Annotated in this window: 14 protein-coding genes; 6 read left to right on the top strand and 8 right to left on the bottom strand. The window is 34.1% G+C overall.

What is annotated here, in order from left to right:
* Window positions 1-43: 43 nt before the first annotated feature.
* Window positions 44-289 (top strand): hypothetical protein, encoded by a 246-nt coding sequence (locus BN1372_RS06540; protein ID WP_062198037.1) that lies wholly within the window; start codon window positions 44-46, stop codon window positions 287-289.
* Between the two features lie 433 nt (window positions 290-722).
* On the opposite strand, the gene BN1372_RS06535 is transcribed toward BN1372_RS06540, so the two are convergent.
* Window positions 723-1,445: a M15 family metallopeptidase gene (locus tag BN1372_RS06535; RefSeq protein WP_062198036.1), complete on the bottom strand. Its 723-nt coding sequence runs from the start codon at window positions 1,443-1,445 to the stop codon at window positions 723-725.
* Window positions 1,446-2,107: 662 nt separating this feature from the next.
* Here BN1372_RS06535 and BN1372_RS06530 point away from each other — a divergent pair.
* Window positions 2,108-3,361, top strand: a complete 1,254-nt coding sequence (locus BN1372_RS06530; protein WP_062198035.1) for a Glu/Leu/Phe/Val family dehydrogenase — start codon at window positions 2,108-2,110, stop codon at window positions 3,359-3,361.
* A 58-nt stretch (window positions 3,362-3,419) separates the two neighbouring features.
* Here BN1372_RS06530 and BN1372_RS06525 read toward each other — a convergent pair whose 3' ends face one another.
* From BN1372_RS06525 to BN1372_RS06515, 3 genes are all read right to left on the bottom strand, one after another.
* Window positions 3,420-4,253 carry a CoA-transferase subunit beta gene (locus BN1372_RS06525; protein WP_222704672.1) on the bottom strand — a complete coding sequence of 278 codons (834 nt, stop codon included), beginning with the start codon at window positions 4,251-4,253 and terminating at the stop codon, window positions 3,420-3,422.
* Between the two features lie 3 nt (window positions 4,254-4,256).
* Window positions 4,257-5,231: a CoA transferase subunit A gene (locus BN1372_RS06520; RefSeq protein ID WP_062198034.1), complete on the bottom strand. Its 975-nt coding sequence runs from the start codon at window positions 5,229-5,231 to the stop codon at window positions 4,257-4,259.
* A gap of 174 nt (window positions 5,232-5,405) precedes the next feature.
* Window positions 5,406-5,657, bottom strand: a complete 252-nt coding sequence (locus BN1372_RS06515; protein ID WP_062198033.1) for a DUF2533 family protein — start codon at window positions 5,655-5,657, stop codon at window positions 5,406-5,408.
* A 198-nt stretch (window positions 5,658-5,855) separates the two neighbouring features.
* On the opposite strand from BN1372_RS06515, the gene BN1372_RS06510 reads away from it, so the two are divergent.
* The 3 genes from BN1372_RS06510 to BN1372_RS06500 all read left to right on the top strand — a co-directional run bounded on the left by BN1372_RS06510 (window position 5,856) and on the right by BN1372_RS06500 (window position 8,615).
* Complete coding sequence (locus BN1372_RS06510; protein WP_062198032.1) at window positions 5,856-7,175, top strand: cytochrome ubiquinol oxidase subunit I; 1,320 nt, start codon at window positions 5,856-5,858, stop codon at window positions 7,173-7,175.
* A complete protein-coding gene (locus BN1372_RS06505) occupies window positions 7,172-8,200 on the top strand; it encodes a cytochrome d ubiquinol oxidase subunit II (protein WP_062198031.1) in 1,029 nt (342 codons plus the stop codon). Before BN1372_RS06510 ends, BN1372_RS06505 begins: the two co-directional genes overlap by 4 nt.
* Window positions 8,201-8,432: 232 nt before the next feature.
* Window positions 8,433-8,615, top strand: coding sequence for an aspartyl-phosphate phosphatase Spo0E family protein (locus BN1372_RS06500; RefSeq protein WP_062198030.1), 183 nt, complete (start codon window positions 8,433-8,435; stop codon window positions 8,613-8,615).
* 69 nt (window positions 8,616-8,684) lie between these two features.
* Here the strand turns inward: BN1372_RS06500 and BN1372_RS06495 are convergent, their stop codons facing one another.
* The gene (locus tag BN1372_RS06495) at window positions 8,685-12,443 is read right to left on the bottom strand and encodes a dynamin family protein (protein ID WP_062198029.1); all 3,759 of its coding nucleotides are present in this window, start codon (window positions 12,441-12,443) and stop codon (window positions 8,685-8,687) included.
* A gap of 224 nt (window positions 12,444-12,667) precedes the next feature.
* Entirely contained in the window at window positions 12,668-13,222 is a 555-nt protein-coding gene (locus tag BN1372_RS06490) for a DUF2777 family protein (protein WP_062198028.1), read from the bottom strand.
* Window positions 13,223-13,495: 273 nt separating this feature from the next.
* On the opposite strand from BN1372_RS06490, the gene BN1372_RS06485 reads away from it, so the two are divergent.
* Window positions 13,496-13,738 (top strand): YkuS family protein, encoded by a 243-nt coding sequence (locus BN1372_RS06485; RefSeq protein ID WP_062198027.1) that lies wholly within the window; start codon window positions 13,496-13,498, stop codon window positions 13,736-13,738.
* Between the two features lie 55 nt (window positions 13,739-13,793).
* Here BN1372_RS06485 and BN1372_RS06480 read toward each other — a convergent pair whose 3' ends face one another.
* A complete protein-coding gene (locus BN1372_RS06480; protein WP_062198026.1) occupies window positions 13,794-14,438 on the bottom strand; it encodes a hypothetical protein in 645 nt (214 codons plus the stop codon).
* An 11-nt stretch (window positions 14,439-14,449) separates the two neighbouring features.
* Window positions 14,450-15,967 (bottom strand): carboxypeptidase M32, encoded by a 1,518-nt coding sequence (locus BN1372_RS06475; RefSeq protein WP_062198025.1) that lies wholly within the window; start codon window positions 15,965-15,967, stop codon window positions 14,450-14,452.
* Between the last annotated feature and the right edge of the window lie 122 nt (window positions 15,968-16,089).

Here is a 16,089-nt window from a genome sequence, read left to right as displayed (position 1 = left end):
TTCTTTATTATAGGATTAAAGGCTAAGAAAGGGGTATGTTACATTGAAAACCGTTATTCAAGCATTGGTTATTTCGTTTGCCCTTCATCTAACTTATCTAGTAGGAGAAACAATGGTTAGTGTTATAAAAACATGGCATTATGAACCGATTATTTTCCAAAAAGCAAAAACCGTACAACATGAAGTTGCATTTGGAACAGTGAATTCTCCTTTTCTCTTTCTTATCACTTTCTTTGGAGTAGCGTTCATTACTGGATTCATTTTATCATCATCCCAAAAAAAAGCATAATCATCGAAAAAAGAAGGGAAACCTAGCGTTAGTCAAGGTTTCTCTTTTATTTTTCAAACTTCGTATAAACACAATAGAATAGATGAACTAACCCCTTTCTCTAGATAGAGCAGGATATAGGTACTTACTCTTGTTTTTTTCCACAGTGTTAACAATCTTTACGTTCCCTTAATGAAACAAGGCTTTTTTTCACAACAACATTACGTTGTAATATTGTTCTTCTTGTTACAATAAAAACAAGAAAGGAGGTGACTAAATACTTAACCCTCTCTTGTCAGAACAAAATTAAGTGTTTTGCTGTTCCCCCCTTTATCTTTCAAATACGCCAACCTCTTATTTTTTCTCCAAATTCCACATTTTTTCTCTTCATTGAGAAAACACCTTCCAAAAATTTGGAAGGTGTTTTTCTTTTATTATCCGTTAAATAGTTCGATTATTTTTCTCCTAAATACTCCTCTAATGTAATCCCTTTTTTCGTTATTTCTGTTGCTGGTTTTACTCCGACATAACGTAGGTGCCACGGTTCATAACTATAACCAGTTATTTCTTCTTTTCCTTTTGGATATCGGATAATAAACCCATATTTATGAGCATTATCTGCAACCCATTTTCCTTCTTTCGTTTCGCCAAATTCTTCTACCACATCAAAACCAACCGCTTCACACGTTATATCCATCACTAAACCGGTTTGATGCTCACTTTCGCCTGGTTTTGCACTAATCGCATTTGCCTTTTCTTCTCCCATTGTCTGCACATTTCCATTATAAATCGTTACTTGGCGTTCATAACTACGGTAACCAGATTGTCCGTATAAAAATAGACTTTCTTTTTCAGCAGCTTGAAACATTTCTGCTAAAGCTTCTGCGGCATCCTTTTTTATATATTTTTTTTCAACATCTTCTTCATATGGAAAACGAACCTTTGGAATAACCAAATCCGTTGGACGATTATTTTGATCAATAGCATGATTTTTATTAACTAAAATTAGTAAGGGGTTCTTTTTCAGTTCTTGTTTTTCCGATTCACTCTCTTTGTTTATATTCGTTTGTACTTGTTGTGTGTTTGATACCTTTTCTACTCCTACCTCTTTCTTATCTTCACATCCGCTTACTAGCAAAATGGCAAAAGTCGTAACAACTAGTGCTTTACAATTCATCTCTCGTCACTCCTACTTTTCTTTTTTCTTTAGAATACTAGATAATAGTGAATCTGAAAAGAATTTATCTAAAGGATAAAGACCGAAAATATAGTTCCATTTTCGAAGATGGTGTAAAAAAACTTTTTAATTATGAATAAAAAAAGCAACCTTTTTCTTTAGTTTATTTTTTCAAATATAAAAAAATAAAGACTTTTACTTACTAAACGAAAATACATTTCACAAAATATACATAATGATAAAATGTTTTTTAACTTAAATAATTATATTTTCTTTTTAAGACATCACTAAAAAATCATTTATAATATAATTCTTTATTCATTTTTATTTTATATTTATACATTAATTCTTTTTTATAAAAATTCGTAATAAGCATTGAATTATCGACGTTTTTTATATAAATGTAAAATAAAGTATTTTATTGAAAACGATTACTTATCATTTCATATATGTATTCTATACACCCATTTTATTATTTTAATATAGTCTTATTTTTTTATATTATAAAATCATCCATTCATTTAATCTTCTATTTACTATAATTATACGCTTTTCTCTTATTTAAAAGTAATTGACAATTATTTATTATTTTTCTATTATAATTATATACTATCTCATTGCTTGAAGGATCGATTGTGAAAAAGAATAAGGAGTGGATATAAATGGTGCAACAAGAGATGTTAAATCCCTTTAAAATTGTTCAAAGGCAAATTGAAATTGCTTCTGAAAAACTTGGATTAGAAGACGAAATTGTTGAAATATTGAAACATCCACAACGTGTATTAACGGTTACCTTCCCAGTAAAAATGGATGATGGAACGACGAAGGTCTTTGAAGGGTACCGTTCTCAACACACCGACGTAGTAGGTCCAACCAAAGGAGGCATTCGTTTTCATCCTGATGTTACCATCGATGAAGTACGCGCTCTTTCTATGTGGATGACGTTTAAATGTGGGGTCGTTGGCCTTCCTTATGGTGGTGGAAAAGGCGGGGTCGTCTGTGATCCTAGAAAGTTATCTAAAAGCGAAGTGGAACGAATAAGTCGCGGATTTATCGAAGCACTTGGTGATTTTATTGGTCCAAATCGAGATATCCCTGCACCTGATGTGTATACAAATGCTCAAGTAATGGGTTGGATGGTCGACACGTACAGTCGATTACACGGAGATGCGTATACTCCTGGTGTCATTACTGGTAAGCCATTAATTCTAGGAGGATCAAAAGGAAGAAATGAAGCGACGGCAAGAGGTTGCGTGTTCGTTATTGAAGAAGCAATGAAAAAACTAGAGAGACCATTAAAACACGCTTCTGTAGCTATTCAAGGATTTGGAAATGCAGGACGTGTAGCGGCAAATTTACTGCATGACTTGGGTTGTAAAATTGTTGCGATTAGTGATTCTAAAGGAGCCATTTATAACCCCGATGGTTTGGATTTAGAAAAAGTGGAACTATTAAAAGATACAGCATCTATTTTAGATTACGGAGAATCCTATCAAATTAATCCACTTGATTTATTGGAATTAGATGTTGATATTTTAGTTCCCGCTGCATTAGAAAACCAAATTACATCACAAAATGCAGATCGAATTCAAGCAACATTAATCGCCGAAGCAGCGAATGGTCCAACAACACCAGAAGCAGATGCTATTTTAAAAGAAAAAGGAATTGTTATTATTCCAGATATTTTAGCAAATGCTGGTGGAGTTACTGTCTCTTACTTTGAATGGGTACAAAATATGATGAATTATTATTGGACGGAAGAAGAAGTAAACGCTAAATTAAAACCTATTATGGTAGATTCATATAAACAGGTAGATCGTCTAGCAGAAGAATATCAAACTGATTTACGGACAGCAGCTTTTATGCGATCTATTTTACGTGTAACCGAAGCAATGCGAGCTCGCGGTTGGGTGTAAAAAAACAGACAGGTATGGGTAATCTCCACTCCTGTCTGTTTTTTTATTTTTAAAAATATCATTTTCGTTTTTTTAAGAAAATTCCGTCTGTATCCACTTGATTATAAAGCAAATCAATTTCTTCACGAGTTGGCGCTAATGTTTCTCCTTTTAATCGTGAAAAGTCTAGTTCAAATCCACAATTTGCTTGTAACTGTTCTTTTGTAATACCTGGGTGAATCGTATCAACATACATTTCCCCAGTAGTCTCATCAAACCGAAAAACTGCCATGTTAGAAATAACAGCAGAAGGTCCACCAATGAATCGTTTACCATACGCTTTTTGACGAGACACCCATTCCCCGCTTGGATGATTAACGAATCGCCATCCAGGAGAAGTAATATAATCTACTTTTTCTTTAAAACGTCGTTCTTCTTGCACCATTAAAAATACTGTTCGTTTTGCCATACTGTTAATATCACTATTTCCACCACTTCCAGGGAAACGGAAATCAGCATTTAAATATTCACCATGGACTGTTGTGTTCACATTGCCGTATTTATCAATCTCTGCCCCACCTAAATACGCTAAATCAATCGTTCCGCGTTGTAGTTGGTTGAAAACATCAAATAAACCAGAGGCAACCGAACATTGCGTTACACAACGCGCATCTCCCACAGATGAAGGAAGAACCGTACTCCAAGAGTCAATTGTTCCAGCTTCATAAATGAGTTTACTCGTCGGCGCTGTCGTTAGTTTGGCAAGTGCAATCGCTAGCATCGGTAGCCCTGTACCAGCAAACACAATTTCTCCGTCTCTTACTTCCCTAGCCGCAGCTACTGCAAGTAAATCGGTAATCGAATATTCTCCTGGTGACAAATACTCTTTTTTCTTTTCCATTACATTTGTCATCGTTTACACCCCTCTTTTCAACCGTGTACTATATTTCATGTAAGAATTGGCTTTAAATTTATCTAAATATGAAGCACCTAATTTATCTAAGTATTCATCATGAGACGAGATACCATATACCCATTCATTTAACCACTCTCGTGTTCCTTCTTCCGTACGTGTTGCTTCCGCAAGTTTGGAAATAAATGCACCATCAATATCATATGCCCCATATGAACCTGTTGGGTGGGCATTCCAAGGTAATTCCACAATCGCATCTACTAAATAACTAGGAATTAAGTTAGCTGCTGGATCTTCGCGTAAATATGTTTCTGGAACCACTTCTTCTGCGATTACAATTACTTTTTTCGCCGCTTTTATTGCTTCCTCATCCGTATATGTTTGCCCTAAAATACGCAATGTCCCTTCTTCTCCTACTAATTGAGCAGAAACAATGCACACATCGGGTCTTGCAGCTGGAACATGGATTAATGTTCCTTCGTCATAAAATGGGTCTTCTTGGAAGTCGAATTTCTTTTTAGGAATATGTGGATCTTCCCCAGTACGAAGATTGTTATTTCCTAACATATCATAATCTGGATTTAAAATATCAGAACCTTTTGCAGCATATGTAGGTAAATACGGAACACCATAAGCACCTGCTGCTAAACGATACACCATATGTTGATGACTATAGTCTTCTGCGATAATCGTTCCTTTTTTTAATTCACGGTTCATACAATGTGGTACTTTACCAAACAACTCATGACCTATCCAACAAGACTCCCATATTTTAACACATCCAGCTCCAATTAAAAGCTCTGTATGTGTACCAGAGTTTACCTCGACAATGTGTAAATCTTTCTTTTTTTGACGAATCATTTCGTATACAGCCGCCATTGGGCGTCTCCAAACGGTAAAACCACTAAATGTCACCATATCTCCATCATTAATTAATGCGATGGCTTCTTGCAATGAGTAGCGTTTATTTTTCCCCATTTTGTTCCTCCTTTAACCCTTGCTGTGGATATTCGTAAAACATTTACTAACTTTCCTATTCCCATTTCTTTATATTTTAAACCCATTTTCAATAGATTTCTTTACTATTATTCTACTTTATCTATTATTTCTCCTTTTTATAAAAATAAAAAAAGTACAGAAATCTGTACTTTTTTATCTTTCTACATATTCTTTTACCATTTCTATTGAAACAAGTTTACGGGTAGGGACAATTCCTTGTCTAGCTAATTCGTTGATTTGTTTCGTAATGTCATTGATTTTTCCCACTGAACATATACCTGTTTTCTTCATTTGTTCTATTGCTTCATCAATTGCTAATTCACGCATCATATCTAGTTGTTTAAAACGCACGATACGCTCATGTTGTCGTTTAGAATGTTCCGTTAATTGTTTATGTACACTCATTTTTTTCCCTCCATTTTTTCTTCATTATAGCACCAAAATTCTCACTAGTCATTGTTTGAATAATTTCTGTTTAATTGACCATGCTAGATGAAAGGGACAAAGAAACAAATTTGTTCTGACTCCCAAAAAAATAAGAAAAAATCACGATAATCAACAAGATTTTCATGAATCATACATAGAAAAGAAAGGACGATTAAGATGGATGAATTATTAATGACACGTTCATTATTTGGTACAACGATGGCATTTCATATTATTTTTGCAACAATGGGGGTGGGATTACCGGTCATTATTTTAATTTCCGAAATATTTTATGCACGCACCAATGATCTCCACTATTCATTAATGGCAAAAAGACTAATTCGAGCACAAGCGATTTTACTAGGTGTTGCGATTCCATCTGGAACAATTGCAAGTGTTCAGCTATCTTTACTATGGCCTCAATTTATGGAAATCGTCGGGGAAGTGATTGCACTTCCGTTCCAAATGGAGATATTCGCCTTTTTTTTAGAAGCGATTTTTCTATCTATTTATATTTATGCCGCGGATAAATTAAATACAAAGTTACGTATTATCAGTGTTTTTTTCGTAGCACTTGGTGCCATCTTGAGTGCGGTATTAATTACAAACGTCCACTCTTTTGAAGCAACACCACAAGGGTTTGATGTATTGCCAGACGGAACGATAACAAATGTAGATCCTATCGCAGCTTTTTTTAACCCAAGCTTTTTTATTACAGCTTATCACGTGGTCACATCGGCGTTAACAACAGTTGGTTTTATTATCGCGGGTATTAGTAGTTACTTTTTATTAAAAAGGCACCATGAAAAAACGAAAGCATTTTATCGAAAGGGGCTACGAATAGGGATGTTTGTTGGTGGTATTTTTGCTATTTTAACTGCACTAAATGGACACACAGCAGCACAAATGTTACATACGCAACAACCTGAAAAATTAGCCGCAGCAGAAGGACTATTTGAAACACAATCTCAAGCCCCTTTAGCTATTTTTGGTGTTGCAGATAAAGAAACAGAAACGATAAAAGGTGCCATTGAAATCCCTTACTTGTTAAGCTTTCTTGCTGGAAATGACATTAACACTGTCGTTCGCGGATTGAAGGAATTTCCGGAAGATGAATGGCCACCATTATATATCCATACGTTGTTCAACGGAATGGTTATGATTGGTTCTTTTCTCATTCTTCTATTTATTGTCTACCTCATTTATGAAAAAAGAAAAAAAGAAATTCCTCGTTTCCTTTTAGGAACATTTATCGTTAGTGGTCCTTTGGCCATGCTATCAACTGAATTTGGTTGGATTTTTTCTTGTGTTGGTAGACAACCATGGACGATTTATAAAGTTCAAAAAACAAGTGAAGCAGCTACATTAACCGGAAATATTGGAGTATTTTTCTTTTTGTTTACAGCGTGTTATGTTCTGTTACTTGTAACAACAGCCTTTGTACTTTATCGGTATTTTAAGCGAAGACCAATTGAACAAGAGGTGATGAAGGGATGACCCAAGCAACGATTGCGATTTTGATTATTTACACTTTGCTTATTGTGTATGCTGTATTTGGTTCGATTGATTTCGGTTCTGGCTTTTGGAGTATGTATTATCAAGGACAAAAAAACACAACAGCAAAAGATTTATCCCAACAGTTTTTATCTCCTTTTTGGGAAATATCAAACGTTTTTCTTGTGTTTTTCGTTGTATCTCTTATTACATTTTTTCCGAAAGCTGCTTTTTTATTTGGGACATTATTACTCGTTCCCGCTAGTATCATTTTATTATTGTTGCTCATTCGAAGCGCCATGATGGGCTATGCGCATGCAGTAAAAAAACGAAGTGAAGTATTAATTACCATTTCAGGTATTTCCGGAATTTTAATTCCTGGATTATTAATTAGCGTCTTGCCCGTTGCTCAAGGCGGCTATATCGATCAAGTGGATGGAAGGTATGTATTGTCCTTAACAAAACTTTTTACAAGTCCATTAGAATATAATTTCCTTCTGTTCGGGGTGATGAGCAGTTTGTTTATTTCTGCTTTGTTCCTTTGCCAACGAAGTTTAAAACTTGGAGATAAAAGTGCCTTTGATAGCTATTTAAAAAATACATTGGTTACTGCACCCATTAGTTATTTTTTAGGTGTATTATTGCTCGTTACTATTGCGTATGAATCCCCTTGGTTGTATGAAAAAATGCGGGTACAAATGCCTTGGTTACTTGCATCTAGCTTGTTTTTTATCATAGGCTATGCGCTTTTATTTTACAAAAGACAAGAAATGCATCAAAGTTTATTAAAAACACCACTCATCCCTATTTTATTTGGGATTCAATTAATTCTTGCTGCTTTTGTTTATGGTAGAGCACATTTCCCATACATTATTTATCCTATTTTACCAATCGATATAGGAATGACTAATTCCCCTATGTATACGGCACTCCTATACACTACCATTATTGGATTGATCATCATGGTTCCAGCCTTTTATTTATTTTTTAAACTGTTTTTTAAAACACATCAACAAGAAAATTCTTAACCGAAAAAAGTCGATTATGAGGATTTTTTTGTATTGTTTTCACTTCTTTTGTAGAAAGACTTTCTTTTTTTATAAAAATTGGTCATAATAATGGACGTGCGTTATATATAAACACTTTTAGTAGAGAGTATTCTCCACAAATAGAAGTGAAATACCTGTTTTTTCATCATGGGATTGCTACACAACAAACAGGAATAAAGAGAACTGTTTTAGGAGTGAGTATAGGGGTACCATGAATAGTATAGTGAATGCCATTGAAAGAAAAAGAGAAGAAATGATTCATCTTGCACAAGATATTGGACTAAGTGCAATCGAAACAGTACAATGCAGTCAAGAACTTGATCACTTATTAAATTTATACCAACATGATAAATTCACCAAACAACCTTTTCATCAAACAAGAAGAATACGTTAATCACTTTTTTTTGCTACAATAACCTATTCTTCTAAAAAAAGCTAAACCACTTGAAGTGGTTTAGCTTTTTTACATGATTTGTCCTAATTGCTGGCGTGCTTCTTTTAGTTGACTTACATTGACATTCATCGAAAGAACCGCTAGTTTTCCCGCAAAATATTCATTTGCTTCTTGTATTAAGTTCTGTTCCATGAGTGCTATTGCCTCTTTGAATAAATCGGAATAATATTGTTTTAATTTCTGGTTTTCCTTTTCTAAATAAAGAGATACTGGCTCATCTAGTTGGTCTTGAAGATGATCGCGCATCTTTGTTTTTCCTTCTCCTTCAAAAAAGTGTTTTCCGTTTTTAAAGAAAGAAAGTACTTTTTGAAATTTCCCTTCATTTTCTAAAGCAAACGTATCTTCAATCTGTGGTGTTGCATAGCTCATTGGTTCATAAGGTAAAAATGTCCATTCACCCGTCTTTTCTCTGACTTGCTTTTGAAGTTTTTCATGTACAGTAGCTAATGATGTTTTCATATAGTTTTCCGAACGTAATGCCGTTGCACGTAATTCTTGTGCTAAATCAAAAGATGTCATTTGCATAAATTCATCTAAAGATTTTTGTAACGCTTTTTTCATATCACGTCCATCTTCTACAAGAGAAGCTGGATTAAACGCCGCATTGAAAAAATCTGGATAACGTAAGAACAAACGTTGTTTAACATAATATATTAATTCGGTAATTTCTTGTTCCATACTTCGAATATTCGTTTCCTCATCCAGTTCTTTTAAAATATGCAGCACACTTTTTTGTAACTGCTCTGTTTCTTCCTTTTTCTTCAAACGGACAGATTGATCAGCAGTTGCATGTTGAATGAAATCATCTAACGTTCCTTTCGCTCGTTCTATATCAGCCTTCGCTGCATTAATGGCCATTTCCGTCAATTCTGTAATCGTAAACGTAATGAAATCTTTTTCAAAAATATTCATCCCAGATTGTTGGAATGCTTGTTCAGCTGGCATTAACATTTCTTTCGATGCTGTATGTTTACGATATAGGTGCTCTTGTGCCTCGTTTAATTGATTGTGATGATGTACTTTGCTTAAAAGTGCTAATTGACTCGATACTGGATACATGCGCGGGTTTCTAATTCCACACGAAACTAAATTATCCGAGACATGTGTCAGTACCCCTTCGAGTTCTTCATCGCTACTTGCTAAGTCTTTCGCATTAACGAGAAAGAACATTTTATCTAGAGCAAACGTATCTTTCACACGACCAAGTTGGATTAAAAACTCTCGGTCAGCATTACTAAATGCATGATTGTAGTATGTTACAAATAATACAGCATCTGCATTTTTAATATATTCAAATGCAACACCTGTATGACGAGCATTAATGGAATCGGCTCCTGGTGTATCTACTAACATAATTCCTTGAGCTGTTAACGGGCAATCATAATACAATTCAATCCATTCCACAAAACATGCCTTTTCTTCTTTTGCTACGTAATCTTGAAAGGCAAGAAGGTCAACGATGACTTCTTCTCCTAATTGTTGTTCTACCGCCTCATACCCACGCACAACTGCTTGTAAAAAGGACAAATGTGGTTTTGCTTTTGGTTCCACCACATCAAATTTCATTGTTTGAGTCGTTTGAATAGCTTCTTTTATCGTGTTTGCAGTTAAATCAAATATTTTTAAGGAATGGCGTAAATCTTCTTCCATCTGTGTAACACTTTTTAACTTCACACGAACGGTACCATGAGGATTTTGTTCATCCACAGGTAAAATTTTATTAATAGTGGCCGTTGTCGGATTTGGTGATACCGGTAAAATATGTTCTCCCATTAAAGCATTCGCAAAGGAGGATTTCCCTGCACTAAACGCCCCAAATAAAGCAACTGTAAAACGATTGTTTTTTAACCGTTTGCTTCGCTCACGCATTTCTCTTGCCTGTGTTTCAAATCCAATAATAGATTGGATTGTGTCTGCTGCAAGTTCTAACTGATGGCTCGTTTCGATTAGTTGTTCTTTTGCATGAAGTGGTACTTCTATGTCTGTCGCTTCTTCTACTTGTACTTTTTCTTGTGGCTTGTGAATTAACTGCACATCAATCGTAGCTTCTTCTTCTTTATACTCACTATGTTCAATCGTAATAGACTCTTCTTTAAAACGAAATCTATTTAAGGCTGCTTTTAGTATGTCTTGTGGAAAATCTTGTTTCGACAATACTTCTTGGTATTGAGCATAAACTTGATTTCTTTCTTCATCTAAATGTAATAAAGCTTCAATAACTGCTCTACTTTCTTCTAATGGTGCTAGTTTTTCTTGCATTTTTTCTACTTGTTCTGCGTGATTTTGTTGAAATAGTTCCACTAAATATTCAAATTGTTCTTCTGTTTTTTTACGATATAAACGTTTTACTAATTCTGCGGTTTCTTTCGTATAATGTAACACATAATCCCCGCTCACTTCTTCTTGCGCCCGGACTTTTTCATGAATTAATGATTCTGGGACTTCTAAATTTACATCATACACTTCTTTAAAAAATGCTTCATCATATAAATCGTGTTGTTTTCCATATTTTACAATTAAATCTTTCAAATGCCAATCTAATTGTGCTTTTGCCTTTTCATTTAAGTCGTGTAAAAATGCTGCTTGACGATTTTGTTTTTCTTGTTCTGTTTTTTGTTTGGCAAAAAATAATCCTACTTTGAAATTTTTTTGTTGTGATTCTAAAAATAACCTAGCATAATCTCGTGTTTCAAATGGCATTAAAATGGCGTTATTTAATATTTTTTGCATTTGTTCTTTAAAAGAATCCGTAAAGCTTTCTTCTTCTGTACGCAATGTATTCTTTGCATCATTTAATTGTTTCCATTCTTCTATCCGTGCTTGCTTTTCTTCTTCTGTTAGAGAACCTATTTTACTTTCTAACTGGATTCTTTCCGCTTCTTGATTTTTCTTTAACCATTGTTCATGTTCTTCTAACAACGCAAGTGCCGCATGTTGTACACTTTCAAGCATGAATGAATCTTTTTTTTCCATCCAGGTGTGGATTTGCGCTTTTAAACGATCTAAATCATTATGAACATGCTCTTTTTCACGTAATGTTGTATAAAAAATGCCATCTGGTTCCACATTCCAATTACGGAACGAATCGACAACACCTTTTTGAAACGAAGCAAATGATAGTTCATATTCATTATGTTTATCAATTTGGTTAATGACCAAATATACTTTTTTACCATGTTCTTTTACCATTTTTGTGAAGTTAAAATTTAATTCTGATTGGACGTGGTTATAATCCATCACGTATAAAATAACATCCGCTAAATGAAGCGTAGATTCAGTTGCAACACGATGTGCATCATCCGTAGAATCAATTCCTGGGGTATCCATCACACTGATTCCTTTTGGTAATTCTTCTGAAGGGTGACTAATCTCCACTGCATCTACTTCATCACCATCTACACAAAAAGCTTTAATTTCTTTAATATTGTAAGGATAAGGAAATTCAATTGGATCTTGATGCTTAAAATAAACACGTGCATAAGCACGACCTGTTTTCACTTTTACAACATTGGCGCTAGTTGGAATAGGACTAGACGGCAATAAATGGACCCCTGTTAATTCATTAATCATACTTGATTTCCCAGCAGAAAAGTGCCCGCAAAACCCGATGACAAACTCATTATCCCGAAGCTTTTCTAACAATTGGTACAATTTATGTGCAACGGCTTCATCACCAGATTGATTCACTTTCTCGTATACATATGTAATACGTTGAAAAAGTTCATCTTTTGTAAATTGATTTTTTGCAACGATTGCTTGATCCCCCATAAAAAATCCTCCTTCATCTATCTATATCCCTACTTTACCACAATTCATGACAAATTTATGACTATTTTTTCTGTTTTGAAAAATAAAAAGCGGAGGGCGAAAGGCGGAAGAAGCGTCTTTTGCTTCTGTAGAACTTCAACATTGTACAGAAAAATTGTTTTTTTATATAGATTTGAAACATATCCATACAAAAAACGTTGCACCTTGTATGATGCAACGTTTTATTAATCACGAAATTCTATGCTATAGTATTCCCCTGTACTTAAGGTAAAAATAAATCGATCAACGGTTGTTTCTTGTTGGCGTTCAAAAAAATGTTGGACTTGACAGACAATTTCTTTATTATCGAAAATCATAAAATTGACACCAGTTGCATTTCGTTCATTTTGAAAGAGTAAAAAGTTATGACAATAAATGCAATGGTACAATGTGTAATGAAATTTACTTAATCCTTTCACAAGCGAAAAAAATGCGCCATCGTTTAATTCTTCTAACAATAATTCATAAGCATACATATACGTTCTTTGAAAACGTACTTTCATACCTGTTTTCATGGAAATAACATTCGTCGTTGTGCGAAAATAATCGTTTTTTATTTTCACTTTTTCCCAAACACCATTTAATTTACATTCAAATGGAGCTTCGATATCCGTTAAGTAATAACTTTCTTTGTTTTCCTCATCATAAAACATCCATTCTCCATAATCATTTTTTTCTAAAATACCTTGACAATAAAAATTATCTATTCCTAGTGCCTTTAAACGGTCTTTATGTTTCATTTTTTTCACCCCAACCCATTTGCTATTTTTCGTACAAATGGTTTCATTCGTAATGATTTCCTTATTATTATTTTACCCGGCACTATTCGATAAAAAACGCTATTAATTTTTAATTTGAAAAATTTTTTTCAAAAAAGAGCGTAAATTTTTTAAAAACACACTAAAAAGCGGGTCAACCGGTGATATATCAACATTTATAGAGGGAGGTTTAAAATGTTTTTGGTATATTTTCTATTTTAAAAAGCATCCTATCTTTTAGGGAGGTGTAACGTGATGAAGAAAGTATGTGTAGAACAATCATTAAGCCATATACAAGATGCCCTCAAACAAGAAGGCTACGATGTGGTGGAAATGCAAACAGAAACAGATGCACAAGGATGTGATTGTTGTGTTATTTCTGGTTTTGATGAAAACATTATGGGCATTCAAAATACAGTGACAAAAGCTCCTGTCATTAACGCTAGTGGACTCTCTCCACAAGACGTTTTGAATCTTGTGAAAACAAAAACAAAATAAGAAAAAAGACTAAAGTGATGCTTTAGTCTCTTTTCATTCCATATTAGAAAAATAATTAACAATGACGAAACGTATTTTTTACTTTTTTTATCACTTCTTCGTACTTAGGTCGACTCCATGAATTATATGAAGGATGAGGTACATTTTCAATCACCGTCCATGTCGCACTTTTACATTCTGTTAAATGGAAAAATTTTTGTGCAAATCGTCCACACGGAACAATGACAATTGTTTTGGACTTTAACGGTTCAAGCCTTTCTCTGAAATGATTTAGCACTAATTGTTGCATCACATTCCACGATGCTTGTCGGTAATGTATCGTTTGATTATTACTTCGAATTCCTTCTAATGCATCAAAAAAAGTTTCGTACTCTGCTTTTAGCGTAGCATTTTGATATGCTATTTTTTGCATCGGAATGTTACAAACATTCATTAATCCAATTTTATTTAACGAGGGATGATTCCGTTCATAATCTAGATTATATTTTACTAAACGACCTAATGGTTTAACATACTCTTCACCGAACAAATGTTTACTAATCGATGCCCCACTACTACCAGCTACAGGAACCTTGTATTTTAATTCTTGTACATGCGGTGATTCTAAAATAAACAAAAACGTAGTTTGATCCGTAATGACATCTTTCACTTCATAATCTGCTCGCAACGTAGAAAAAATGTGTGAAAACGTGTCTAGCATATAATTCTCCTTTATGACAAGTAAATTCGAGTATATTTTGTTTTTAAATAATTGGTGTAATAAGAAACATTCAACGGTTCACCAGTTGCATCCATCAATAAATCAAGTGGTTTTTTCGTTTTACCAAATTGGTGCACTCGTTCAGACAACCATTGAACCACTGATTTCATATTTCCTTCTGAAACCATAGCATCTATCGATAATTGTTTTTCCATCGCATGGCGTAATTGCGCAGCATACATGTATCCAAGTGCATAGGAAGGGAAATAACCAAAGTCACCACCAGCCCAATGCACATCTTGTAATACACCTTCTCCATCATGAGAAGGAGAAATACCTAAATACTGATTGTACAACTCATTCCATGCTTTCGGTAAATCTTTTACTTCTAAATCATCGTTAAACAATCTTTTTTCTAGTTCATACCGAATAATAATATGAAGCACATATGTTAATTCATCTGCTTCAATCCGGATTAACGAAGGTTTAGCAGCATTTACCGCTTGGTACATTTGCTTTAACGTTACATTTTCTAATTCTTTTACTTCTTGTTTTACAACAGGCAAGAAATACTCCCAAAATGCTTCGGTTCGACCAATGAAATTTTCAAAGAATAGGGACTGCGATTCATGGATTCCCATCGAAGCTCCGTCATAAAGCGTTGTTCCAATTAAATGATCACTCAAATTTTGTTCATATAAAGCATGTCCACCTTCATGCATTACGCCAAAAAGACTTACTGTAAAATCCTTTTCATCATATCGATTCGTAATACGAACGTCATATGGATGAATACTTGTTTCAAATGGATGTTCCGTTTCATCTAAACGACCTGCTTCAAAATCATATCCCATCACGTGTAACACTTGCTCACTTAATGAAATTTGACGCTCTTTCGAAACAACTGTTTGTAACCAGGATGTATCTAATCTATTTCCATTTTCCTTGATTTCTTTCACTAGCGGTACGATTTCTTTTTTGACTTGATCAAAAATACGGTCTAACACTTTTACCGTCATACCCGGTTCATATAAATCCAATAATGCATCATATGGATGGCCTTTTTTTCCCCAATATTGTAAAAATCGCTTTTTATACGTCACTAATTGTTCTAAATATGGTTGTAAAATAGTAAAATCTTGCTTTGCTTTTGCTTCTTCCCAAATAGTTTCTGCGTTCGATGCTAAGACAGTATATGCTTCATATTCTTCGATTGGAATTTTTTTATACAATTTATAGTCTTTTTTCAAATCACTTACCATAATCTTTGTAAGTGGTCGAACAATAGAAGCATTTTCTTTATCTCCTAGAATCGTTAAGTATTTTTTCATCTTTTTAGACAATAATTTTTTTCGTGCCAAAGTAGATAACGTTCCAATTGTTTCTGCCCGATATGGTGCACCTTTTTTAGGAGCTTTTGTACGTAAGTCCCAGTATAATAGCGCACTGGCTTCTTCTATATGCTTCATTTTTTTGACATACGTTAAAAACTCTTTTTCAATTTTTTTAATTTCTGCTTTCTTTTTCATCTAACCACCTCTTTCATAAATTGTAAGGAAGATAAACTATTTTTCTTTACCCATATTATTCAGTTGTGAACCTCATTCACTAAATAAAGTTTTAGTAAGGAATGTAAGCCTTGATTCGTTCC

The organism is Massilibacterium senegalense, assembly GCF_001375675.1.
In the GTDB taxonomy this organism is placed as follows: domain Bacteria; phylum Bacillota; class Bacilli; order Bacillales; family Massilibacteriaceae; genus Massilibacterium; species Massilibacterium senegalense.
Note: the sequence above shows the minus strand (reverse complement) of the source record. Positions and strands in the feature narration are given on the sequence as shown.